General features: G+C 44.1%; 14 protein-coding genes and 8 pseudogenes. 10 read left to right on the forward strand and 12 right to left on the reverse strand.

The features are described from left to right. The first annotated feature begins 84 nt into the window (after nucleotides 1-84). Both PKHYL_RS14440 and PKHYL_RS14445 read left to right on the forward strand, forming a co-directional pair. A complete protein-coding gene (locus PKHYL_RS14440) occupies nucleotides 85-579 on the forward strand; it encodes a hypothetical protein (protein ID WP_240365455.1) in 495 nt (164 codons plus the stop codon). A gap of 130 nt (nucleotides 580-709) precedes the next feature. Next, entirely contained in the window at nucleotides 710-1,408 is a 699-nt protein-coding gene (locus tag PKHYL_RS14445) for a formate/nitrite transporter family protein (RefSeq protein ID WP_240365456.1), read from the forward strand. A 167-nt stretch (nucleotides 1,409-1,575) separates the two neighbouring features. Here the strand turns inward: PKHYL_RS14445 and PKHYL_RS14450 are convergent. The 6 genes and pseudogenes from PKHYL_RS14450 to PKHYL_RS14485 all read right to left on the reverse strand — a co-directional run bounded on the left by PKHYL_RS14450 (nucleotide 1,576) and on the right by PKHYL_RS14485 (nucleotide 6,659). After that, nucleotides 1,576-2,498 (reverse strand): annotated as a pseudogene (locus tag PKHYL_RS14450) (bile acid:sodium symporter family protein). A gap of 322 nt (nucleotides 2,499-2,820) precedes the next feature. Continuing rightward, nucleotides 2,821-3,243, reverse strand: a complete 423-nt coding sequence (locus PKHYL_RS14460) for a YbjQ family protein (RefSeq protein ID WP_240365459.1) — start codon at nucleotides 3,241-3,243, stop codon at nucleotides 2,821-2,823. A gap of 176 nt (nucleotides 3,244-3,419) precedes the next feature. Beyond that, entirely contained in the window at nucleotides 3,420-3,857 is a 438-nt protein-coding gene (locus PKHYL_RS14465; RefSeq protein WP_071002954.1) for a YbjQ family protein, read from the reverse strand. A gap of 109 nt (nucleotides 3,858-3,966) precedes the next feature. Further along, nucleotides 3,967-4,523 (reverse strand): annotated as a pseudogene (locus tag PKHYL_RS18300) (UPF0149 family protein). Between the two features lie 247 nt (nucleotides 4,524-4,770). After that, nucleotides 4,771-5,007 carry a PA3496 family putative envelope integrity protein gene (locus PKHYL_RS14475; protein ID WP_057761656.1) on the reverse strand — a complete coding sequence of 79 codons (237 nt, stop codon included), beginning with the start codon at nucleotides 5,005-5,007 and terminating at the stop codon, nucleotides 4,771-4,773. A 186-nt stretch (nucleotides 5,008-5,193) separates the two neighbouring features. Continuing rightward, nucleotides 5,194-6,659: pseudogene (locus PKHYL_RS14485) on the reverse strand (hypothetical protein). Nucleotides 6,660-7,137: 478 nt separating this feature from the next. Here PKHYL_RS14485 and serB point away from each other — a divergent pair. The 6 genes and pseudogenes from serB to hemJ all read left to right on the forward strand — a co-directional run bounded on the left by serB (nucleotide 7,138) and on the right by hemJ (nucleotide 12,744). Then, nucleotides 7,138-8,328, forward strand: a pseudogene (gene serB, locus PKHYL_RS19045) (phosphoserine phosphatase SerB). Nucleotides 8,329-8,486: 158 nt separating this feature from the next. After that, nucleotides 8,487-9,494 carry a DUF368 domain-containing protein gene (locus tag PKHYL_RS14500; protein WP_093069245.1) on the forward strand — a complete coding sequence of 336 codons (1,008 nt, stop codon included), beginning with the start codon at nucleotides 8,487-8,489 and terminating at the stop codon, nucleotides 9,492-9,494. Between the two features lie 282 nt (nucleotides 9,495-9,776). Further along, nucleotides 9,777-10,169, forward strand: coding sequence for an AciT family ciprofloxacin tolerance protein (aciT, locus tag PKHYL_RS14505; protein ID WP_227517140.1), 393 nt, complete (start codon nucleotides 9,777-9,779; stop codon nucleotides 10,167-10,169). 189 nt (nucleotides 10,170-10,358) lie between these two features. Beyond that, nucleotides 10,359-10,865: an SCP2 sterol-binding domain-containing protein gene (locus tag PKHYL_RS14510; protein ID WP_071002949.1), complete on the forward strand. Its 507-nt coding sequence runs from the start codon at nucleotides 10,359-10,361 to the stop codon at nucleotides 10,863-10,865. Between the two features lie 256 nt (nucleotides 10,866-11,121). Beyond that, nucleotides 11,122-12,234 (forward strand): biotin synthase BioB, encoded by a 1,113-nt coding sequence (bioB, locus tag PKHYL_RS14515; RefSeq protein WP_075106707.1) that lies wholly within the window; start codon nucleotides 11,122-11,124, stop codon nucleotides 12,232-12,234. A 75-nt stretch (nucleotides 12,235-12,309) separates the two neighbouring features. Further along, nucleotides 12,310-12,744: a protoporphyrinogen oxidase HemJ gene (hemJ, locus tag PKHYL_RS14520; protein WP_186473602.1), complete on the forward strand. Its 435-nt coding sequence runs from the start codon at nucleotides 12,310-12,312 to the stop codon at nucleotides 12,742-12,744. 113 nt (nucleotides 12,745-12,857) lie between these two features. Here the strand turns inward: hemJ and PKHYL_RS14525 are convergent, their stop codons facing one another. Next, nucleotides 12,858-13,622 (reverse strand): hypothetical protein, encoded by a 765-nt coding sequence (locus tag PKHYL_RS14525; RefSeq protein ID WP_240365464.1) that lies wholly within the window; start codon nucleotides 13,620-13,622, stop codon nucleotides 12,858-12,860. Between PKHYL_RS14525 and PKHYL_RS14530 the strand changes: the two genes are divergently transcribed. Beyond that, the gene (locus PKHYL_RS14530) at nucleotides 13,621-13,836 is read left to right on the forward strand and encodes a hypothetical protein (RefSeq protein ID WP_240365465.1); all 216 of its coding nucleotides are present in this window, start codon (nucleotides 13,621-13,623) and stop codon (nucleotides 13,834-13,836) included. The two genes, PKHYL_RS14525 and PKHYL_RS14530, sit on opposite strands and share 2 nt — an antisense overlap. A 53-nt stretch (nucleotides 13,837-13,889) precedes the next feature. Here PKHYL_RS14530 and PKHYL_RS14535 read toward each other — a convergent pair whose 3' ends face one another. From PKHYL_RS14535 to PKHYL_RS17810, 4 genes and pseudogenes are all read right to left on the reverse strand, one after another. Continuing rightward, nucleotides 13,890-14,381 carry a hypothetical protein gene (locus tag PKHYL_RS14535; RefSeq protein WP_240365466.1) on the reverse strand — a complete coding sequence of 164 codons (492 nt, stop codon included), beginning with the start codon at nucleotides 14,379-14,381 and terminating at the stop codon, nucleotides 13,890-13,892. 119 nt (nucleotides 14,382-14,500) lie between these two features. Continuing rightward, nucleotides 14,501-15,216, reverse strand: a pseudogene (gene rph / locus PKHYL_RS14540) (ribonuclease PH). A gap of 182 nt (nucleotides 15,217-15,398) precedes the next feature. After that, a pseudogene (locus PKHYL_RS14545) lies at nucleotides 15,399-17,197 on the reverse strand (AMP-binding protein). 440 nt (nucleotides 17,198-17,637) lie between these two features. Further along, nucleotides 17,638-19,363 (reverse strand): annotated as a pseudogene (locus tag PKHYL_RS17810) (AMP-binding protein). A 778-nt stretch (nucleotides 19,364-20,141) separates the two neighbouring features. Between PKHYL_RS17810 and parC the strand changes: the two are divergent. After that, nucleotides 20,142-22,450, forward strand: a pseudogene (gene parC / locus PKHYL_RS14565) (DNA topoisomerase IV subunit A). A 440-nt stretch (nucleotides 22,451-22,890) separates the two neighbouring features. On the opposite strand, the gene PKHYL_RS19050 reads toward parC, so the two are convergent. Next, nucleotides 22,891-23,064: a BLUF domain-containing protein gene (locus tag PKHYL_RS19050; RefSeq protein WP_442966081.1), complete on the reverse strand. Its 174-nt coding sequence runs from the start codon at nucleotides 23,062-23,064 to the stop codon at nucleotides 22,891-22,893. Nucleotides 23,065-23,876: the final 812 nt, after the last annotated feature.

A 23,876-nucleotide genomic window follows, 5' to 3' on the forward strand; every position in this document is an offset into this window, starting at 1 on the left:
AAAGTTAATTGAATTAAAGAGAATATAAAAATTAGGAAAATAATGAATAGAGTGATTTTAACGCAGATAGGCAGATTTTGTTAGATGGTAAGGCAATTTATAAAGCCTGAAGGTCATTTTTCATGCCGTTATCGAACAATTAATAACCGCAATTGGTTAAACACTCAACAGAACCTACCACAGTCATGCGCTAAAATAGCATCGATAGCGTTGTATCAGCTCTATCCATATACCAGCCGACCAACAGTGAATCACCCTTGTCCCAAAATAACAGACCTAACCAAAGCCGTCGTCAGGGATGCTCAGGATATCCTACCAGATAGCGCGCGCGTGAGTACCACCAGTCATTCATCTCAGGATGATGATGCAAGCGATCCTCATAAAAAAGACAATATGGCGCACAGTCACACGCTACAGCACAGTCACACTCCTGAAAACAACGATATAGATATTCATACGCATAGCCACGCAGATGATCATATAAAAGCCACCGAAGATTTAGACAATGATGACCTGCCAGAAGAAATCAGCGACGAAGACAAAGAAACCATTAAAAAGTTGCCAGTGACGATAATTTAAGCCAAGCGAAAAGCTATGCCAGTATTTTGGTGGAGCAAGTCATCCATGCCAAAGAAACCTTTGAGCGCTCGCTTGGCTCGCTGTTTACCAGCGCCTTTACAGCTGGGCTTGAGATTGGTATCAGCTTTTTGTGATTTTATCGGCGTTTGCCTTACTTAATGATGTGCTGCCGAGTCGCTATGCGATGGTACTGTCCTCCCTGCTCTATCCGATCGGCTTTATTATCGTGGTGATTGGTCAGTCGTTATTATTCACTGAGCAGACCTCCCTACTCAGTCTACCTGTGCTAAACAAGATTGAACCACTGCATAAGCTGCTGCGTCTATGGGGCATCGTTATCGCTGGTAACATCGTCGGTGGCTGTTTGTTTGCCGCTTTAATAATTGGTTTGGGGCTGCATATGCATCTGTTTACCGACCATGCTATCGATGCTTACGCTGAGCATATCTTAGGGTTTGAGTGGTGGGTCATCTTTGGTAGTGCGGTACTGGCAGGTTGGATGATGGGCGTGGCGGCATGGCTAGTCACATCTGCACGCGATACCCTTAGCCGTATTGTTTTGGTTTCCATTATCACTAGTAGTATCGGGTTTTTGGGTCTGCATCACAGTATCGTTGGCAATATTGAAGTGTTTTCAGCATTGCTGTATGGCAATACGGTCAGCCTATGGCACTATTTGATATTTTTAGTCGTGGTCTTGGTGGGCAATACGGTCGGCGGCGTGGTATTTGTCGCGGTACTCAAAAACCGCACATTCTTGTTTGAAATTGAAAGGGTCAAAGAGCAGGCCGCTGAGGCACGAGCAGAAGTAGATAGGCGCAGATTTTAGCGTTGAGCGATGCTATCCGTATTGAATCAACCCACACACTTTAAGAAACCATGATAAATATAACAGCCCACAATAACTCTCATCATAAAAAAGTATATTGTGGGCTTATTTTATTGGGTCGTGCACTGCGTACTTAGCAATGCACTGCGGCTTACATTCTGATTAAACTACATTCTTCTTGCAGCCAATACGCTATTTTCTCTGTCTACTCTATTCGCTTTATTGTGTTGCGCGGTAAATACTCTGACCATGATACCTGCGGTTAAGAACATGATTAGCGTATAAATAGCTGGAGTCAACGACATCTTATAGTTAGCGAGCAGCGTCAATGCCATAAACATCGACAGCGTACTGTTTTGTAGACCCACTTCCATGGTGATTGATCTTCTCTGCGCAGGATTTAGACCGAACCATTTACTGGTGTAATAACCAAGCGCCATCGTCGATACGTTCAATATAAGCGATACAGGGCCAGTGGCAACTAAGGCCTCGACCAAAATATCTCTTTGCACATATCCTAAAAAAATTACCAAGAAGCTCAAAAATATCACACCAAAACGAGACACCATCACCTGTGCCTTATCGGCGAAGCTTGCCGCATAGCGTTTGATGAGCATACCAATACTAACTGGCAGTATGGTCAGAGTAATCAAGCTGATCATGGTCTTGGCGACTGGCAACTGAAACTCACTACCAGCACCCATGAAGTACACGAGCGAAAAACTCAGCACGATAGGAATGGTAAAGACGGTGATAATACTGGCGATCGCCGTCATTGTGACCGAAAGCGCGACATCCCCTTTGCCAAATAAGTAAATAAGTTAGATGTCGTGCCACCAGGACACAGTACTAGCAGCATAACGCCAACGGCATACTCAGGCTCGAGTGACATGAAAGTTGCCAAGGCAAAACCGACCAATGGCAAAAATAGTAGCTGATTGGTCAGTCCGATTGCGACTGCTTTGGGATATTTGACGACTCTTTTAAAGTCATTGGTAACTAAGGACAACCCCATTCCCATCATAATCAAAAAAATACTAATGGGAATGACTTTTGAATTGACAAACGTGACTAACTCCACACCTTCCATAACTACATCCTTGTAGATATAACCCTTACACGGGCAGGTTTATGACAACGTTATGATGCTCAATCAGCCAATCCTGCTGATATCTTGGGTAAAAGCCACCGACATTGTCAGCGTTTTTATACGACACTTTGTACACAACACTTTTTGGAATCATCACTACTGACATACACCCAAAAAATGTCGAAACATTGAAAGTCAGTATATCGTTGTAAAAGTGTATGTATTTGATTTTTCTGACTACTGGTCAGTCAGCGTTGGGTTTTGTGCTGCGACAACCACAGAGGAGAATCTAAATAGCAGTGCTACGAGGTATTAAGAGATGCTAGGAAGTGCAGAAGGTACACGTGCAGGCGATGTGTGTAGCAGAAACGATAGGTGTGTGATCAGTACTGATGACCGCCGTGCCATAAGCAATGGCTTCTACCATACTGCCCAATTGGTTTATGTTAGTGACTTCTAGACGTACACCATAAATATGAGTGTAGCCTTTGGCTTTCGCTTGTGTACGCATACGGACGATTGCCTCACGGCGCGCGCGATCAAGTAGGGTCTCATAGGTGGTTAGGTTTTTGCCAAAGAGACTAAGCACGCGAGCAATAATCATCTTAAAGTAATCTTGAGCAATAACGACGCTGCCAAGAACTAGCGCGCCCTCACCACCGACAGCCAGCTCAGGACGGTAGAAACGCTCGCTTGAAACCGTAATATCCCCTAGCGCCTGCTCTGCTACCGTTAGCTGTGCCAAATGCTGACGCTCGTGACGCGACCCAAAAAACCAACCAGCGGCGAATAAAAGATAAACGGCCCATAATTGATAAGCACTTGCGTGAGTGAGTCATTCATGGGACGTTTCTCATTATAAAAATCATTACGGTTTTTAGCATTGTGGTTTTCAGTGCTACAGCTTTTAAAGCGCTAAGATCAACCAAAAGGATTAAAACGCGGTAAATCCTCTGGCGCAGTCTGGACTTGAGGGTTGGGTGTTTGACCGGACGGATAGTGATTATCGCTTGGTGGGTTCTGGAGCTGCTGCGATACTGGTACCGCTTTGACCGCTGTTCCATAAACAAACAGCTCAGAAGCCCCTTGGGCGATACTAGAGGTAGAGAAACGCAAGCCGACGATAGCATCAGCGCCCAACGCCTCGGCTTTCACCACCATACGATCGATCGCTTCTTGGCGTGACTCTTCTAACAGCTCGGTGTAAGCGGTCAGCTCGCCACCAACGATGTTTTTTAGCCCAGCAAACAAGTCTTTGCCCACATGCTTTGAGCGCACCGTACTGCCATACACCACATCTAAGCGCTCGGTAATTTGATAATTAGGTAGGTGTTCAAGATTGGAGAGTTGCACAGCCATAGTAAGACCTTATCGGTAACTTATTAAAGTATCTAAAAGAATGACCAGAGCGACTTAACGCAGCACCAATAAAAGACAGTACGATTATTCATACTGTCTTTTAGAATGACTAGTCATTGGTATGAAACAACAAAAACAGCTCGGTCAAATTGCCTTCGATGCTGTTGGCCATTTGAACCATCTTATCTTCATCGCGACGCATTGCTTCTAGCTCTGGATCTTCATCATCAATGCCGCTTAATACAATCATTGGTAAGGTCAACACAGCCACGTCTTCTGCTGTCTCTTCGTCTTCAAACCAATCACTTGCTTCATCGCCATACATGGCATCAACAAAACCAATCGACCAAGCCACAATATCTGATTCATCTGAAAAATCAACTGCCACTTCTTCGTCACCAGCATCTTCGCCAAATGGCAATTCAATCGGAGTCTCGTTTTTTAGCTCAGCCATGATCGAGTCGCGCCAGCGTTGATACCATCGATGACGTTTTCTGGAATCTCACTCACATGACCTTCAAAAAGTGCATCCATCCAGTTAGGGGAGTGGGCGACCAATGACCGTCGCTGTCAAAAACCATGCGCCGCGACACTATCGAGCACAAACTCGCTCTCTTGGTTATCCAAATAATCTAGTAATTCATCAAAACTTAGTTGGTTATTCATGGCTTAACAGTCCTTGAGAGATAGCTATCGTCAATCGCAGTGATTGATTGGTTAATGGCAAAGGGTTTTAAAACAAAGGCTGCTTGAATAACCGTAACCAAGCAGCCCTTATAAAGTAAGTATTATTGAATAGAGCAGATGGCGAGCCATTGTCAAAAATAACAAACAGCGAGCAATCGGTATAACTGAGTAGATAATTATCACTCATTAAAGCACTTTAGTCAGCTTAGACAATGGTGCCAATGAATTAAAAATCGTCGTCATCCCAATCATCACCATCTTCATCAAAATTGTCTATATCATCTAGATCATCTTTTAATTCTTTAGCCAAACGCTTTTCTTCTAGCAAATTATCGATCAGTCGACGCTTCTCAAGACTACTTAAACGCGTACGTACACTTGTCTCAGCTTCTTCAACCATCTTTGCATCGTCATCGTCGACAAAATCATCATCAAAATCGTCGTCAATATCAGCGTCACTCATGACAAACTCCCTATCATTTTTAGGCAAGGGTATTAAATATACATCAATATATATATGCCTTATAAAGTCTCTATTGAAAGTTGTCAATCCTTTTTCTTAATATGTCACATTTCAGCCTGAGTACCAAGACTATGACACCAGTTATATAATGGACAATTGTAGTATAAATGACCCATGTTAATACTGCTATGTCGCTGACTCATCTTCGTCTTCAATCATGAGCACGGCATTACGAACATCTGCCAAACGCTGAATCATCGAGTCGTTCCCGCCATCGAATATCGCACACTCGCGCTCGTAGACAGTGGTTGGACGCATGATGCTGTGTACTTGTACATGGTTACTGATTTGTTTAAGACCAGCAGCTGGCAGCAATATCAGCAGTTGCTCTTTTTTGCCGATGCTCTGTAGTAGATGGGTCATGGGCTCTGATTGCGCCTCATCACTCACCCCTGCTTTGGCTGGTAGTGCAAAGCGCGACAGCTCGATATGCTTGTCATGAATGATTTTGTTGAGCATCAAGTACAGCTTGGCAAGCATGACCCCAGCCAGTGCTACTTTGGCATGGCTGTTGTCCGCTTTAGCACCACGCTTGCACCATCGTCCTCAAAGTGTGCCTCATTGGTCGCACTGACACCCAGTAGTAATGGCTGTTTGAGTAGTTCGGTCACGGCTTGATTGAGCAGTTGCGTACATAGGGCTAGATAAGGCAGGCGCTGCGCCGGTGCAAGGCGCTCAAGCATATTGAATTCATCATGAAAGACGATTTGCACTCTCACGCTATCGACTGCGCGCGTGGCAGACAATTTAGAAGTCTGACCACCAGATTGCGAACTATGACGCTTTACAGTGCCGACAACCTTGTCTTCAATATCGCCTTCAGACGTAGCCGTTAGACTGCCAGTTTCGTCGCTGCTGCTTTGGTTTTGCTGTGTTCTTAGGTACTCATTGACTTCGTTATGTACATTGAACGGACGCGCCTGTGCTGCATTGCCAGCTGTCTCGCTCTTGGCAGCCAAACCAGCCATTTGACTATCGCTTGGAGTACCATCAGCTAGACTGCCAGTCGTGCCGCGCTCAAGGTCACGGCTGTAGCCGCGCTGATCGCCCTGACTGTACTGCTCGCGATACAAGTCCTGAATATTACGGCTCAGCGCACTGATTTGCTCTTTGGTCGGACGAGCAAGATAACCGTAGATTAACCACAGTAATAAATGCAGCAACATAGTGCCAATCACAAACGGCCACTGCATCGCGATGATTTCACCTTTACTAACGTCTTTTAACGTCAGTGCAACGCTACCAATCACCGCATCACCATTGGTGGCGATTTGGCGAATCGTATCGCCTTGCTGCATCGGCGCGTTGCCCACAGGCACCAAAATATCGTCTTTATTGTCTTTAATCAGTATTCTTGTTACGTCCTGCTCGCTGGTATAGCGGTTAGCAATCACACTGAGACTGACACGGTCTTTGTTTTCTAAAGACAACCTTGCTTCATCAATCAGCTGGGCGACCATTTGCTCGCCTTTTAACGCACGACTTTTGCTCAGCTGTTGATCGGTACTGATGACCAATAACAACGTCTGCAAACAAAAACTAACCAGAAGAATAATGGCAAACAACCCTTGCCGCGGCGCTAAATACGTCATGATATGTTAAACTTTTTTGGAGAAAAGAAATTAAAAAACGAGTCTATTGCTCATTTTTTGGCTAATTTTTGAACAATTGTAATGCGCGAATATTGATCGATATTCATGGAAAATCGATAGTATTTCATTGAAATCAGTCATCATATAAAATGCTACTATGTAAAATGACACTTATTTATTGAGCTAAATTTGAACGATGATACTATCGCGCGCTGCCTCATGATTATCGCTGCTATTTTTGCCACAGCATCGTTACCAAGGGGTCAGTTTAAGTCATCTACTATATCACCATAATAAGTCTTATAGCGTTAGTCGATTTATAAATTTATCATAATAACTTTGTTGCATTTCAGCAGATTTTAGGCGCTGATAAGCATTTTTGAACACCCATGATACTTTGCATGTCATCTATAGGCGCTGCTCAGTAAAACTGTTATTATTCCCAATCTTATATGAGCATACAAGGGACAATTGAGCCATGCCAAAAAATACATCTTATTCGTTACCAAAAGACAGCAAAGCATGGCAACAAGCCGTCGACTCTATTGCAGAATTATTACCTGATGATACCAATCTGCGAGATTTTGATGCGCTACAGTCGCTGCCTGTTTTTGCGCTCATTGTCGTGCTGCCTACTCAAGTATCAGCGATGGACATTCATCAATATGTTCAGTCTTGGGTCGATGAGCAGCCAAGTTGGCATTTGGTGACGGTCGCTGAGGATACTGAGGCGAGCTTTGTTAATATTACGGTCTCTGATACAGAGCCAACGGCAGCCGATGCACAGCGTCTACCCTTTACCAATGCTCAAGTATACCGCTATTTGTTGGTACCTGTGACCGATACGCTGATGCACCCTGGCAAAAGACCGCCGCCGCTCACATCATTGACGATCAGCTGACCACTCGTCTGCGCCATGACTTGTCTGAAGAATACAACCGCACACGCAGTGCGGATAGTACAGGCAATCTAGACATCGTCGATTGTCACATCCTATCGGTCGGTCATATGCTACGTACTCACAAGCTTGCCTGTTTTGACATGGATTCGACGTTGATTGAACAAGAGGTCATTGTAGAGCTGGCAAAAACGGCTGGTATTGGTGAGCAAGTTGAAGCCATTACTGAGGCGGCGATGCGTGGTGAAATTGACTTTGATGAATCATTTGCTCAGCGCGTGGCCTTATTAAAAGGTATCTCTACCGATGTGCTTGATGATATTTGCAACCGCTTGACGTTATCGGTCGGTGCCCGTACCACCATCAGTGCGTTAAAAGCCTTGGGCTACCATACGGTACTGGTGTCTGGTGGCTTTACTTACTTTGCCCGCTATATCGCTGAGCAATTAGGGGATTGATGAGGTCCATGCCAATGTCTTAGACATCGACGAGGGAGAAGTTACCGGCCAGGTGCAGCTTCCTATTGTCAATGGTGCCAAAAAAGCCGCTATAGTCGAACATACGGCTGAGCGCTTAGGTATGGAGATGTCGCAAGTGGTCTGTGTCGGTGATGGGGCTAATGACTTGCCGATGATGGCGCTTGCCGATTTAGGAGTGGCTTATCATGCCAAGCCCATCGTGCAAGCACGTGCTGATGCCGCGATCAATGTGACAGGACTTGAGGGGACATTATATGCGCTTGGTTATCCAGCATTTGCCTCTACTAAATAAGCGCATCATCCCTTAGATTTCCGATAAACGGGATTGATGTCTGTCTCATTAAGCCAGCTTTAAATGATGTTGCTTTAATTTTTAAATACGTTTCGTTGTAATAACGCCAGATATTTATTTTTAGATAACATTTATTCTCAGATAATAAAGGACTGTTCATGACGGCACCACAATCCCCACGGCCAAACCAGCCGTCAGTAGCAGAGCCATTAGACGCAAGCACGGTCCCTGTCTCTGTCCCTGTGCATACGAATAACCCAAAAGAGCTGCTAGGGGTTTATGTCAAAGGCATGGCGATGGGTGCTGCTGATATCGTTCCTGGTGTCTCTGGTGGCACTATTGCATTGATTGCAGGGATTTATGAGCGCCTGATTAATGCACTCGGTAGCATTGGCCCCAACCTTTGGCAGATATTTCGACAAAACGGCGGAATCAAAGGACTGATTGCGATTTGGCGACAGGTTGATGCGACATTCTTATTGTGTTTGATACTTGGTATTGCGACGAGTTTTGTTACCTTGGCTGGTATCATCAAATATTTGCTAGACAATCAACCACTGCTTATTTGGTCATTCTTTTTTGGATTGGTGGTCGCAACGGTATTTATCTTATTAAGTGAGATTAAGCGCTGGAATATAGGACGTGTGGCACTGTTTGCTGCCGGACTCATTGCTGCTGTGGTCATTAGTAGTCTGCCATTACTCGCGGCGACACCTAGCTTACCATACTTATTTTTTGCAGGCGCGATTGCGATTTGCGCCATGATATTGCCTGGGGTCTCAGGGTCTTTTATATTGTTGTTGCTAGGGGCTTATGACACGGTATTGGAAGCCGTGCATACTCTTAACTTTACGGTACTATTAACTGTGATGGCGGGCATGGCAACTGGATTGTTATTATTTACCCGTGCTCTAAAATGGTTATTAGCCCGCTACTATCAAGCCACCTTGGCATTGCTGACCGGTTTTATTGCCGGCTCTTTGGTCAAGGTATGGCCATGGAAAGTAGATGTATTAGGCGCTCTTAACAGCGAGGCGATCAATAACGTTATGCCATGGCAGTATCCTACTGGTCCCCACTGGCTGACCACAGTTGGTCTTATGCTACTTGGTGCTATTTTGGTGTCGTTACTATCTTGGTGGGGCAGACGAACCAATAAGGCTTAACTGTTGATCCTCTGTGTGTAAATATTTGATTAAAAAGCCTCTGTTTGAACCATTACAACGGCTCCTACCCTCCCAATATAAGCGCCCTTTTTTGCGGCGCTTAGCCTACCAGCTAACGATTAAAAATCGTACAAGCTATCCAAAAAAAAGCAACCTTAATCTAAAAAATCAAACGTCAACGGTTGTCGCAAAGTCGCCTAGCGCCTCTTTAGCTTTGCTCAGCAACCTTCCATAATAGTCTCATTGGAGTTCACCTTATGAATAGCGAGATGAATGATGGCAATGACTATTTTTTCTTTTATTGGCGTAGAGATGTGGAGCAGCTCAGCATGGCTAGGCTATAGCTTACTGGCAGGTATGATCGTGGCGCTCGCTCTATCATCGCAGCGTTGGCTGTTGCTATATCTATTTGGTGGTATGGTCTACTGGTTGGCTGTTGAGATGATACAGAATATCTTGGTAGGTCGTCCGATGCTGTCTGCGCTTTCGGAATGGCACCGTTACGTCATCGCGATGGGAATCAGCTGGTTACCTTTGGCCGGCTGGGTACTATACCGAGCACTACGCTACGAGGATGTGAGTCATGCAGTCAGTCGGCAGCGCAAGTTAGAAGCGGCTCGCTATGTCGAACATACGCCTGTTTACGATGATGATTATAAGCCACGCTTTCATTGATACTGCCATACTGATATGAATACCCTACCCATAACAGTGATATTTAATGTTACAAGATACTTAACGCTTTCTACTTAACTCCTAAAGAGTTGAAATCACTCAGTAGGTTATAATCTAATGATGTATTTATCATAGAAACTGGTATAAAGTACGATTTATTTTTATGCCCCATTCTTTAGGAGTTCCACTATGTTTACTATTCCTGTATTAGATATCAAATCTGACCCATTAGATGCGCTGCTAGCCGTGGTTGGCTATCGTCTGTCCATGCTCGCTGATAGCGACAACGAAGACGTCAAAGCACTCTTTGCCGATCGCAATGTCACGATTGAGTTTGCCAGCACCGAATCTGATATCGCGCGTTCTTTTCGCTTTGATAATGGACAATTTAGTCAACAAAGTGGTCATGCAAAAGCAGCAGATTTGACCATTACTTTCAAAGATTCTATGACGGGCGTCAAGCTATTGACCAAAGGTAGCTTGCCTGCATTTATGACTGCCGTGCAAGAAGGCAATCTAAGCATCGAGGGTGACTATAGCCTAATGATGTGGTTCAACAAACTTGCTAAGCATATCGTGCCAGCTGTTCCAGAAGAGTGTAAACCCTACCTCCAAAAAGCCAAGCCTTATGCGTATAAAGCACAGAAGTTTGCTGAGCACTGGGTGGGTTTTGCTAAGCATAAATTGGGCAAGTAAATAGCTGATCCTTTCCTATAAATGAGTAATGCATTGCATGATATTCACTGGTAAAATGGCTGAAATAGGATCAACTAGATAGTTGCTATTTATGTGCGCTATTGTGACAATTATACATGCTCTCTAGCAGTGTTCTGATTTTCTAAAAAGGTTGCGGTATACTATACGGCAACCTTTTTTATTACCCTATAAATGACAATAGACACATACATTGATACTACCTGATACCATTTAATTTTATAAAAGGATTTACCTTATGGCAGGACTGCTTAGCATCTCTGAACCAAACGCCGATAGCACAACTGACCTACTCAGCCAACCTGATACTCACAAAGCCGCTCACACATACAGTCGTGACGACATCGCTCAGTTGTTTGATTTGCCTTTGATGGACTTGTTGTTAAAAGCCCAGACCATTCATAGAGAGCACTTTGTCGCTAACGAAATACAAATCAGTACGCTACTGTCTATTAAGACGGGTAACTGTCCTGAGGATTGTGGCTATTGCTCACAATCAGGTCATCATCGCGATACGACGAAACTGCAGGCAGAAAAACGCATAGAAGTGGATAAAGTCATCGCCGCGGCCAAACGCGCCAAGGCAACCGGTTCATCTCGCTTCTGTATGGGTGCTGCATGGAAACACCCAAGCGCCAAAGACATGCCTTATGTGGTCGAGCTCATCAAAGAAGTGAAAGCGTTAGGACTTGAGACTTGCATGACGTTAGGTATGCTCGATACCAATCAAGCGGCGCAACTCGCGGATGCAGGACTGGATTATTACAATCATAACCTAGATACCTCGCGCAGCTATTACGAGCAAGTCGTCAGCACGCGTAGCTATGATGAGCGCTTAGATACCATCGAAAACGTACGCAACTCTGGTATCAATGTTTGTAGTGGTAACATTGTTGGTATGGGTGAGAGCCGGGATGACCGTATTGATTGGGTGCATGAGCTCCTAAAAATGCCGAAAGCCCCTGAGTCGATTCCTGTTAACCTGCTAGTCCCGATTAAAGGCACACCGATTGGCGATAAAGTATTGGCAGAAGGCCAGTTATCAGTGCTAGAGTGGATTCGTACCATTGCCGTGGCACGTATTTGCTGCCCGACTAGTTATGTGCGTTTGTCTGCTGGCCGTGAAAGCTTATCAGATTCAGAGCAAGCCTTGGCATTTATGGCGGGTGCTAACTCCTTCTTTTATGGCGACAAGTTATTGACGACGGGTAATGCCAGTCAATCAGGCGACGACAGACTCATGCGTGAGCTTGGCCTCACCAAGCAGTTTGCCGCACCAAGAGCGCCCAAAGTATTGCCTGTGATGGATGCGATGAGCGGTCATCAATCGCAGATGGTATTGGCCGATTAGTTTGGCTGTGTGCGGCTAACAACAATGTATGAAAACAAGCCTGATATTACACGGCTGATAATAAGAGATTAAGTAATGGCAGATTATTTTAACTGGATTAAAGCTGCACACATCATCTCGGTGGTCTGCTGGTTTGCGGCGATATTTTATTTGCCGCGTCTGTTTGTCTATCATGCGATGAGTGACGATAGCATCAGCCAAGAGCGCTTTGCCATTATGGAGCGCAAGCTGTATCGCGGTATTATGACGCCATCGATGATAGCGACATGGATCTTCGGTCTATGGATGTTAGGACTGGGCTGGGATGTTTATAAAACCCAAGGCTGGCTACACGTCAAGCTATTATTGGTCGTACTGCTATCAGGTTATCATGGCGCTTGCGGTTTTTATCGCAAAAAACTGATTGATAACCCTCATTATAAATCCCATAAGTTTTGGCGCTGGTTTAATGAGGTACCTGTTTTTGCCTTGGTGATTATCGTCATTTTAGTGGTCGTTAAACCATTCTAAAATCCAGTCGAAATGCTTGTAACTGATGACCTACCAATAAAAAGCGTCCGCCACTTCCATAAGTGACGGACGCTTTTTTATTTGTTTTTGGACTGTCTACCAAATATTATAGATCAAACACTAGGGCGCATGATTTGATAGACATTGCTCAAATCATAAACACGATAACGCGCCGGCTCACGGCGGTTTTCACCAGCATAGCTTAATATCAATGCTTGCTTAGCACGCTCATCGACCCAACCGACGAACAGTCCACTGTGCTCAATGCCATTGTAGCCATGATTAATATAGTAAAGCCAGTCACCTGTCTCAATGTCGCTACTATTGGCATAAGGGCCTTGCGCATACGTGCCTTTATGAATGGTATTACGCGAAACTCCCGCTCGATTAAACACCGCATTCAAATAATCCCAGCAGCCGCCTTTGATAATCGTCCGCTCATTCAGTGCCATTTTACGTGCCGTGCTGACCACTTCGCGGGCAGCCATACTGCTTTGCGTCTCCGCACTACTCAATAGCGGTAAATACTCGCTATCGACATTGTCATAACTCCCTGATAAAAATGCTGGCAACACGGTGGGTGACTGACGCTGAATTTCAGGGTAATGATAGGTGCTGTTCATCGTTGACTGATTGCCATAACTGCTCATGCTATCATTGCTATATGATGGTGAGCGCGCGCGTTGAATGGTAGAGTGTGTACTGACTTTGACGGAGGGAACTGCTGGATAAGAAGACATATAGCGCGCACTAGAGTCAGACTGGATGGACTTTTGAGCGATAAGGGCGCTCATACTATCTGCATGGGCTTGTATGCTACAAGTGAATAATAACAAACTGCACGACGCTGCAACTGACGACATAGGCAAACGCGACATGACTAACTCCCTGATCAAAAAAGTATCAATGACAGTATGGATAATAGTGAAGATTGAATTTTGTAATCTTACTTATAAACCATTTAGACAGGCATCTGCAAGAATTATTCACCTTAGATATGCGATAGACGGTATAAAAATCATGACGCATGGTCATAACAAAGAAGAGCGTTCAGAAGGGTCAAAGAAGACAAAGCACGGTGGTGTTAGATAGGGATAGAGACTGGAGTGACTTTTGATGAATCAAGCGACTGAGGCGTAAAAATACTAATCACTACTCATTTTAATATTTACGTGGCGTTTTGTCAGTGCTTGCCCTTCTAATATGGCTTTAGTCACTTTCGCCTCTTGGGCACTCTCAAAACCAGTAATATGATACTTGCGTGCCTCACTGCTATCGACAATCTGCAGCCCATCACCGATAAGCACAACTTTATCGTCGTCAGTCAAATGAATGTGTTCACGTTTGCCTAGATTGTCATGTACCAACTCATCCGCTCGCACCCATAATGTACCGCTACTAATCATGCCACTCATGGCTTTTTTTATGCTGCTGACGTTTTTGTTAAAAATAAAACTACCGACGATAAGCAGTGCCAGCGCACCGATAGCCAATCGCTCAGACAATAAGCTCATTGCCATAGCGACTGCCACCGCCCCTATCAGTAATGCAGATCCAAACCAAAACATACCGTTGTCAGCATTATTCGGCTGACCCTGTAAGGTGATTTTGGCGCCATCATCAGTCAGCTTGAGCATGCATTGTTACCTATTGCGAAATGTAAAAAGTGTTTTTTATGAAAAAACTGCCTATCAGAAACCAACAGGCAGTTATCAAAACTAAAAATAAAGACAGCAAGTTTTATCTAAATACCAGACTACCAACCAAGTGCAGTCTGCTGCATTTTAATCAATTCAGCAATGCCTGTTTCAGCCAATGACAGCATAGCGTCTGCTTGAGCGCGAGTGAACGGCTTTTCTTCAGCCGTACCTTGAAGCTCAATAAACTCACCTTTTGAGTCATAACAACGTTTAGGTCGGTATCACAGCTAGAGTCTTCTTCGTAGTTCAGATCCAGATAAGCTTCACCACCTTTCATACCAACAGAAACCGCAGCAACCAATCCAATCAGCGGATCAGCTTTGAGTTTTTTGCTCTTTTGGATAGTTTCTAACGCATCGATCAGTGCAACTGCCGCACCAGTGATACTGGCCGTACGAGTACCGCCATCCGCTTGCAATACATCACAATCAAGATAGATGGTGTTTTCACCAAGCTTACTTAAATCAATCATGGCGCGCAAGCTACGACCGATCAGACGCTGGATTTCCTGCGTACGGCCTGACTGCTTGCCGCGAGCCGCTTCGCGTTGATTGCGAGTATTGGTTGCGCGTGGCAGCATACCGTATTCGGCGGTTATCCAACCTTTACCTTTACCTTTGAGCCAGCGCGGTACACCAGATTCGACACTGGCCGTACATAGCACTTTGGTATCGCCAAAACTGACCAATACTGACCCTTCAGCATGCTTAGTATAGTGGCGCTCAAAGCTGATAGAACGAAGTTGGTCAAGTTCACGATTGTCAATACGCATAAAAATTCCTAGTACAATATTATAAAAGCAGTGTCATAAAAGTACGCTATCAGTGGCTAATAAGCAGACCGACAGGTATCTGGTAGACTAAAATCTTAAGATATCCTAACGTGACAGCGGCGCAATGGCAAGATTCACGCCCGCCATTGCGCCGTCAGTTAGGCAATAATGGACGATAGAGGCTATTCTAAGCCTTCCATCTTACGCAATTCTTTACGTAGGATTTTGCCAACGTTCGACTTTGGTAATTCGTCAACGAACTGTATGTGACGCGGACGCTTGTAGCCAGTCAGTTGTTTTTTGCCGTACTCAAGCAGCTCTTTTTCGGTGACATCGCCTTTTTGACCACAAATAGTTTTGGCTCTTCACCGCGCTCATCATTAGGAACGCCAATGGCACCGCACTCTACCACAGCTGGATGCTCACTCATGGCTTCTTCGATTTCATTTGGATACACGTTAAAACCAGATACCAAGATCATGTCTTTTTTGCGATCAACAATTTTGATAAAGCCTTTTTCGTCCATAATGCCAATGTCACCGGTTTTTAGGTAACCACTAGCGGTAAAGGACTCGGTTGTTTCTTTTGGACGGTTTTGATAACCAATCATCACCTGTGGACCTTTGACGCATATCTCACCGCGATCACCCAGCGCGACGACGTTTTCTTCTTCATCGATGAGCACGACATCGGTGCTAGGTGCAGGAATACCAATCTTGCCAGTAAACTCTGCGATGGTCATTGGGTTAAAAGCAACGACTGGTGACGTCTCAGATAATCCATAGCCTTCAACGATAGGTAGACCTGTGATTTTATGCCACTCTTTGGCAACGCTCGGCAATACGGACATACCACCGCCGATAGAGGCTTTTAGATTAGAGAAATCTAGGTCTGCAAAGCTGTCTTTGTGCACTAAGCCATTAAATAGCGTATTCACAGCTGGGATAAAAGAAGGTTTGTATTTACCCATCTCTTTGATAAGCCCATCGAGATCGCGCGGGTTAGGAATAAGCAAGCCTGTATAACCCTGGTACATGCTACACATACCGCATACCATAAATGAGAACACATGATACAACGGCAGTGCTGTCAAGATGACATCTCTGCTGTCTATATCATCTTCGAATGCACTATTCATCAGTGCACTAACCTGTAGCATATTGGCGACTAAGTTGCCATGAGATAGCATTGCCCCTTTCGCCACGCCTGTCGTCCCGCCTGTATATTGTAGTAATGCCACATCACTCAAGTTCAACTCAGGACGCTCATAATGACTGGCAGAGACTGCGCCCAATGCTTCCTTAAAGCTCACGCTATTTGGGATTCGATAAGGAGGAATCATTTTTTTGATATGACGAGCGACGAGGTTGACCACGACCCCTTTGACCGTACCCAGCATATCCCCAATCTTACAGACGACAACATGCTCAATCTGCCCTTTATCTTCGGCATCTTGATAGGTTTTCGCAAAATTCTCAACGATGAATAAGGCTTTGGCACCACTGTCATGGAGCTGATGGGACAATTCGCGACTGGTATATAAAGGGTTTACATTGACGAGTATCATACCAGCGCGAATGACACCTAACGCGATGATCGGATACTGCAAGAGGTTGGGCATCATAACCCCAACCTTATCGCCTTTAACCAACCCTAGCGATTGCAAATAACTGGCAATCTGGCGGCTATATAGGTCCAATTGCTTAAAACTAATCGAGGCGCCCATGCAGATATAGGCCGTTTTTTGGCCATAACGGTTAAAATTACGCTCAAACACATCAAGTAAAGAGGTACTGTCCTCTGGCATCTCAATCGTAGCATCAATGCTATAACGCTCATAAGCGCTCAACCATGGACTGTCACTGGCGATAGTCGGCATAGTAGGGAATGCATTGTCTTGATAAATATACTCAGATGCATTGCCTTTATCACTGGTGCCAGCGTTATTATCTGTTGTCTCTTTATTGATATTGTCCGTCATAATTTTCCTTAAATATTACTGTTAAAAACATAGAATACTTTATATAAAAACTCTGTTTTTTTGATGGTGTAATGTTTGATGCAGCATGGTGAAATCGTATTAAATGAGCTCACAGGTCAGCGTAGCTATATCATTTTTATAGTAATCGCTTTGCAAGTCATATTGAGTAAAATCATCACTCTATTATAAATAAATGCAAAAATCTCTTGGCTGGCACTATAGCATTTTTACTAAAAATTCTCTATCTATACTCCTTATGCCCCACTATTCACAACAGGCACAAAGACAAAAAATGATAAGGCAGCACGAGACAACCTTATCATTTTGGTTATAACAATAACTAAATCTGGTTACTCAGCATATTACAAGTACCAATCAATCATAGAGGTACTTATAAATCGCCAGTGATAAAACCCCATCTAAACATAAGCCTTCGTAGATTAACCGTGGTTTTTCTCTTCGAGTGCTCGTAAGTCTTTACGTAAGATTTTACCGACGTTCGATTTTGGTAGCTCGTCAATAAACTCAACATGGCGAGGACGTTTGTAGCCAGTTAAGTTTTCTTTGCCATACTCAATGACTTCCTCTGCGGTCAGACTGGCGTCACTACGTACCACATAAATTTTGGGCACTTCACCACTCTTCTCATCATCAATGCCAATAACCCCGCATTCCAAAATTTTTGGATGGGTGGACATGGCGTCTTCTACTTCATTTGGATACACGTTGAAGCCTGAGACCAAAATCATGTCTTTTTTGCGATCGACAATTCTAAAGTAGCCGTTTTCATCCATGATACCGATATCGCCTGTGCGGAAATAACCGTCAGACGTCATAACCTCAGCAGTCGCGTCATCACGCTTCCAGTAGCCTTTCATTACCTGCGGACCACGAATACTAATCTCACCACGCTCACCCAAGGCCACTTCATTGCCTTCTTCATCCAAGATCGCAACATCGGTGCCAGGTACTGGTAGACCAATCGTACCATCAAAAACGGTGCTACCCATGGGGTGGCAGTGGCCACAGGTGCTGTCTCAGATAAGCCGTAGCCTTGCGAGATGACGTTGCCCGTCACTTGCTGCCATTGCTCAGCCGTTGAGCCAAGTACTGCCATACCACCGCCCATTGAAGAGACCAGCTTACTATGATCCAAAGACTTAAACTCTGCGTTATTGGCTAAGGCGGTGAACAACGTATTCACTGCTGGGAAAAATGCGGGTGGATAGTCTTTATATGCTTTGATCAAACTTGGTAGATCACGTGGGTTTGGTACTAGCAGCCCGATGCAACCACGGTATAGGCCAAACATACCACAAACAGTAAATGAGAAAATATGATATAGCGGCAGTGCCGTCATGATAACGGGTTGCTCATTTTTTCTTTCAAACTCATCGAACTCATCGCCCAATAGCATGTTGCACTGGATCAGGTTCGCTATCAGGTTACCGTGCGTCAGCATGGCACCTTTCGCCACCCCCGTCGTACCGCCCGTATATTGAAGTACAGCGACATCATCGAGGCTGATATTGTTAGGACGTTTATAGCTTTTAGCAGAAAAAGGTTCATTGCTTTTTTGAACTTGACGCTGCCTTTGATATGATAAGCAGGCACCATTTTTTTGACGTGACGTACCACGGCATTGACAATAAAGCCCTTGAGCGGACTCATCATATCACCCATTGAGGCAACTACGACATGATCGACGAGGTCTTGGCCGATATCTTCATAAGTTTTGGCAAAGTTCTCAAGCAAAATCAAAACTTTGGTATCTGAATCTGTTAACTGATGTGACAGCTCTTTGCTGGTATAAAGTGGGTTGACGTTGACCAATGTCATACCAGCACGTAGCACCCCTAGCACCGCAACTGGTAGCTGCAAAATATTAGGCATCATTACTGCCACTTTATCGCCTTTTGTAGTCCTAATGACTGAAGGTAAGCGGCAACTTGTTTACTATAGAGATCCAACTCTTCGTAAGACAGCTTAACATCCATACAGACAAACGCCGTTTTGCCTGCATGATTGATAAAGTTTTGCTCAATGATATCAATCAATGAGGGTGTTGGCTGGCGGCATATCAATATCATACTGAATGCCAAGTTTTTCGTATGTTTTGAGCCATACTTTGTCGTTGCGACGAATCAGGTTACCTTGATCTTCCATAATCTTTTCTCTCCTAGTAATAATACATTACCGTCAGCTCATGCAAATCACAGTGTGATAAACAGACGAAAAACCAGAGCGCAGTCTCACCATCATGATGACAAGCGAGGCTGCGATATAGTCGTAAGGTGATGAGCAAACAATGTAGTGGTAAATAGCCCTTTGTTCATTAACATACACACTTTATATAGACTACTCAATACAAAAGATTGTTATACGAGTTCTCAAACTGGCTTGACGGCTGATATTTTCATTAATATCAATTATTTATACCAACAAAAACTGGTCATGTCACTGAATTTTACCCACAGTATCTCTTTTATTTTAGACACAATATTTACATAATAAAACTGCCTTCGCCTGTGCTCTCGAGGGCATCAGCTGGCCCAGTGAGCGGCGTAAAGTTACAGTAAGCTCCCTCTTCTCTTTGTCGCTGCTCGGTTTAGCTGCGCTGGTTCTGTCACTAATTCGGCACTGTCACTCTAAGATATTTATTAAAAACAAATGTTAGTTTTACTATACTTAACTTTATCTATAAAAGCCACGTACGGGGACATGGTAAGTAAAGTCTATAAAAGCCAGTATAAGCACGTCATGAGCTGTCGTATATTCTGATACATGTCTTTTTAATTGGATCAATATCCTTTACGATAGCACTATCTTATTTTTGCATAAGTATCGCGCCCAACCTAAATGAGCATACGGTGCAGTTCACATTCATACTATGCCTGACTATATAAACCATACTAATTAAAAACTCATAAGCGAAGTCTATTTTATGTCTGATGTTATTGATCCTACTGTTGCCCCAATCATTCCTAATGAGCCGATGGATACTCGCTCAGTGGCAGAGTTCACTGAGCAGGCCTACCTCAATTATGCCATGTACGTCATCATGGATCGGGCGCTACCAAATATCGCTGACGGCCTAAAACCTGTTCAGCGCCGTATTGTCTACGCCATGAGCGAGCTTGGGCTAAAATCCTCTGCTAAGGCAAAAAAATCTGCACGTACGGTCGGTGATGTGCTCGGTAAATACCATCCACATGGTGACAGCGCGTGTTATGAAGCCATGGTATTAATGGCACAGCCGTTCAGCTATCGCTATCCGCTTATCACGGGTCAAGGTAACTGGGGTAGCCCTGATGATCCTAAGTCCTTTGCGGCCATGCGTTATACCGAAGCCAAAATGTCTGCTTATGCCAACACCCTACTTGCAGAGTTGGGACAAGGCACGGTCGATTGGCAAGATAACTTTGACGGCACGATACAAGAGCCAACCACTCTACCCGCTCGCCTGCCCAATATTTTATTAAACGGCACTACAGGAATCGCGGTTGGCATGGCAACTGACATTCCGCCGCATAACCTTAACGAAGTGGTACGTGCTGCTATTCGTTTATTAAAAAATCCTGAGCTGTCTGTTAAGCAGCTTACCCAGTCAATACCAGCACCAGATTTGCCAACGCCAGCTGAAATCATCACTAGCAAAAAAGACTTGCAGGCGATGTATGAAACAGGGCGTGGAAGTTACAAAATGCGCGCGACTTTTCATATCGACCCCAAAGAGAAGAATTTAGTCATTATTGACGCGCTGCCCTACCAAGTCTCAGGCAACAAAATCCAAGAGCAAATCGCCAAGCTCATGACGGATAAAAAACTGCCTTGGATTACCGATATTCATGATGAATCAGATCATGAGAACGCTTGTCGTATCGTATTAGAATTGCGCTCAACGCGCGTCGATGTCGATCGCGTTATGAGCCATCTGTTTGCTAGCACCGATCTTGAGAGCAACTACCGCGTCAATATGAACATGATTGGCCTCAATGGTAAGCCACAGGTCAAAAATCTAAAAGAAATCTTAGAAGAATGGCTCATTTGTCGCCGCTCAGTCGTCACACGCCGTCTGCAATATCGTCTTGATAAAATCGATAAGCGCTTGCACGTCCTTGCAGGTTTGCTAATTGCGTATCTCAATATCGATGAAGTCATACGTATCATTCGTGAAGAAGACGATCCAAAAGCAACATTGATGCAGGACTATAACCTGACTGATATTCAGGCCAATGCTATCTTGGATATTCGTTTGCGTCAGTTGGCAAAGTTAGAGGAAATTGAGCTACGCCGCGAGCAAGATGAACTCGCTGCCGAACGCGCCACCATCCAAGAGTACTTGGACAATCCAGACAGTCTCACCAATCTGATGATTGAAGAGCTCACCGCCGATATGAAAGAACACGGCAATGAGCGTGTGTCGCCATTAGCAGAACGCGAAGAAGCACAAGCATTAAAAGAGTCAGAACTCGTACCGAGCGAGCCGGTCACCGCTATCCCTATCGAAAGCGGGCTGGATTCGCGCGGCCAAAGGCCATGATGTTGATGCCGCTGGTATGAGTTATCGCTCAGGGGACAGTTATCAAGCGCACGTGCGCGGCAAGTCCAATGAGAAAATTTACGTCCTCGATAGTACAGGACGTAGCTATAGTATTGATACGCACAACCTTGCCTCTGCGCGTGGTCAAGGCGATCCCCCTGACCAGTGTGTTAAAACCACCAGCAGGTGCCAGCTTTGAGCAGCTATTGACTGGTGCTGACGATCAACGCATCATTCTTGCCAGCTCGCAAGGTTATGGCTTTATCAACACCCTTGTTAATTTAGACAGCAATCAAAAGGCAGGCAAGAATGTCATTAACCTCGCTGCCGATAGTCGCCTGCTGTCTGTCGCTCGTATCGACGCGCCAGTAAAAACGGCGGATAACACTGACGACGAGACCACCAAGTTAGAGATAACGCCTGACCATGTCGCAGTGGTAACCAATGCCGGATATCTACTAATATTTGCCCTCGATGATTTGCCCGAACAGGCTCGCGGTAAAGGAAACAAACTGATTAAGCTGAAAGATGATGAAGAAGTGCTGGCTATTACGCCACTTAGTTTACAAAACAGCCTCGTCATTACTGCTGGCAAACGCCACGTGACACTCAAGCCAAATGACTTGGCTAACTATACGGGCACTCGCGGTAATCGCGGCGGACAGTTACCACGAGGCTTTCAGAATGTAACGAGTGTTGAGGTTGGGTAGTTTTGGTCTCTCAAGTTTGATCAAGCTAGATTAAAACCCAGCTATCACGCATCAAAAAGCCGCCCATACACAATGTATGGGCAGCTTTTTGTACTAATAAAGGTTTGTATTACCAAGAACAAAAATTTGTACTACAGCAGAAAAATGTCTGGCCATATTTGAATATTAAAACTAAGAGCCACCAAAACTAGAAACGATTAAAAGTAGAGTGAAAAAACACAGTTGTAGCGAACAGATACGCTCCATTTACATATCGTTAAGCAGTTCATCTGTGAACAGCGCATCCATAAAACTTGTGATTCGATCTTTCGGCATTAGGTAGGGATTAAAGTCAGTACCTGCCGAAAAATGTCTGAGGGTATGTGCTTCATATTCAGGAGTTGATGCTAAGTATCTGATCAAAAATCCATCCCATTTACGTGTCTCTACCTCTTTAATATCTACAACATGGATAAAAGATGTGGACGTTCCGTGATAATCCTCGTTATCAGCTCGTTGACATCAAGTCTTGAACCTTCAATATTTTGAATAATATAGTTGTCGTTGATGGCCAGTGCTGAGGTTATACCGCTTTTCTCGTTGTTTCGTCTTGCTATCTCAAAAGTACGGGCCATTTTCACGCCATTATCTTTTTCGCGGTTTTTGCCAATATACGTTAGACTGGTGAGAATGTGAGCACCGTTTTTATTTCTCCTCGTCTGAAATCATTCCCTTCTCTTCTAAATTAGAATTCAATAAATCTACGCATAAGGTATCTAATTAAAAATCCATTTAACTTAAGATACTATTTAAGAATTACCCTAATCAATAGCCCCTTATTTTTTTGTTATATAGTTACTAATTAATAACCTTAAGTTATTAATTCTCGAAGACCCATCTTGTATTTTTATTCTAATTCCACTCAAAAAAATCTAAAAACAGCATCTATAATATCTTTCTCTGAGAGTTCTGTAGCGAGAACAACTCATCAACTCTTTCTTCACAAACCTTTTCAGTCATTATGTCGTTATAATTTTTTTTGATCTGCAAAAATCTCATGTAAAAAGTTCTCAATCTGACTACTTCTCATAAGGTAAGGGTTATAGTCAGCACCTGTCGAGAAGTTTTTCAAAGCATACAATTCATCTTCATTACTTGACGTTAAATGTTTGATTAAAAACCATCCCATTGGCGTGATTCTATTTCTTCTATGTTGATAATGTTAGGAAAAATAGTTGGATGCTCGTCGAATATCTTGTGCAAGGCAGTATAGTCAATCAATATTAAAAGTGGTACAAGGCAGACGAGTGCAAGTACTACAGTAGTAGGCTAAACGAGTCTAACGCTGTAACACTTTAATAGTGGTTCGACTATACTGATAGCAGGTCTTGTTCCCTGAAAGCTTTGGACAAAATAGCCTTCACTGATAACTAAAGCTGAAACGATG

The organism is Psychrobacter sp. KH172YL61, from assembly GCF_007182895.1.
Lineage (GTDB): Bacteria > Pseudomonadota > Gammaproteobacteria > Pseudomonadales > Moraxellaceae > Psychrobacter > Psychrobacter pacificensis.

Excerpts from the sequence above, each read along its gene's own strand:
- PKHYL_RS14440 (WP_240365455.1), top strand. The coding sequence starts at position 85 with ATGGTAAGGCAATTTATAAAGCCTGAAGGTCATTTTTCATGCCGTTAT.
- PKHYL_RS14465 (WP_071002954.1), bottom strand. The coding sequence starts at position 3,857 with ATGGCTGTGCAACTCTCCAATCTTGAACACCTACCTAATTATCAAATT.
- PKHYL_RS14475 (WP_057761656.1), bottom strand. The coding sequence starts at position 5,007 with ATGAGTGACGCTGATATTGACGACGATTTTGATGATGATTTTGTCGAC.
- PKHYL_RS14500 (WP_093069245.1), top strand. The coding sequence starts at position 8,487 with ATGACGGCACCACAATCCCCACGGCCAAACCAGCCGTCAGTAGCAGAG.
- aciT (WP_227517140.1), top strand. The coding sequence starts at position 9,777 with ATGACTATTTTTTCTTTTATTGGCGTAGAGATGTGGAGCAGCTCAGCA.
- PKHYL_RS14510 (WP_071002949.1), top strand. The coding sequence starts at position 10,359 with ATGTTTACTATTCCTGTATTAGATATCAAATCTGACCCATTAGATGCG.
- bioB (WP_075106707.1), top strand. The coding sequence starts at position 11,122 with ATGGCAGGACTGCTTAGCATCTCTGAACCAAACGCCGATAGCACAACT.
- hemJ (WP_186473602.1), top strand. The coding sequence starts at position 12,310 with ATGGCAGATTATTTTAACTGGATTAAAGCTGCACACATCATCTCGGTG.
- PKHYL_RS14530 (WP_240365465.1), top strand. The coding sequence starts at position 13,621 with ATGACTAACTCCCTGATCAAAAAAGTATCAATGACAGTATGGATAATA.
- PKHYL_RS14525 (WP_240365464.1), bottom strand. The coding sequence starts at position 13,622 with ATGTCGCGTTTGCCTATGTCGTCAGTTGCAGCGTCGTGCAGTTTGTTA.
- PKHYL_RS14535 (WP_240365466.1), bottom strand. The coding sequence starts at position 14,381 with ATGCTCAAGCTGACTGATGATGGCGCCAAAATCACCTTACAGGGTCAG.
- PKHYL_RS19050 (WP_442966081.1), bottom strand. The coding sequence starts at position 23,064 with ATGGCCCGTACTTTTGAGATAGCAAGACGAAACAACGAGAAAAGCGGT.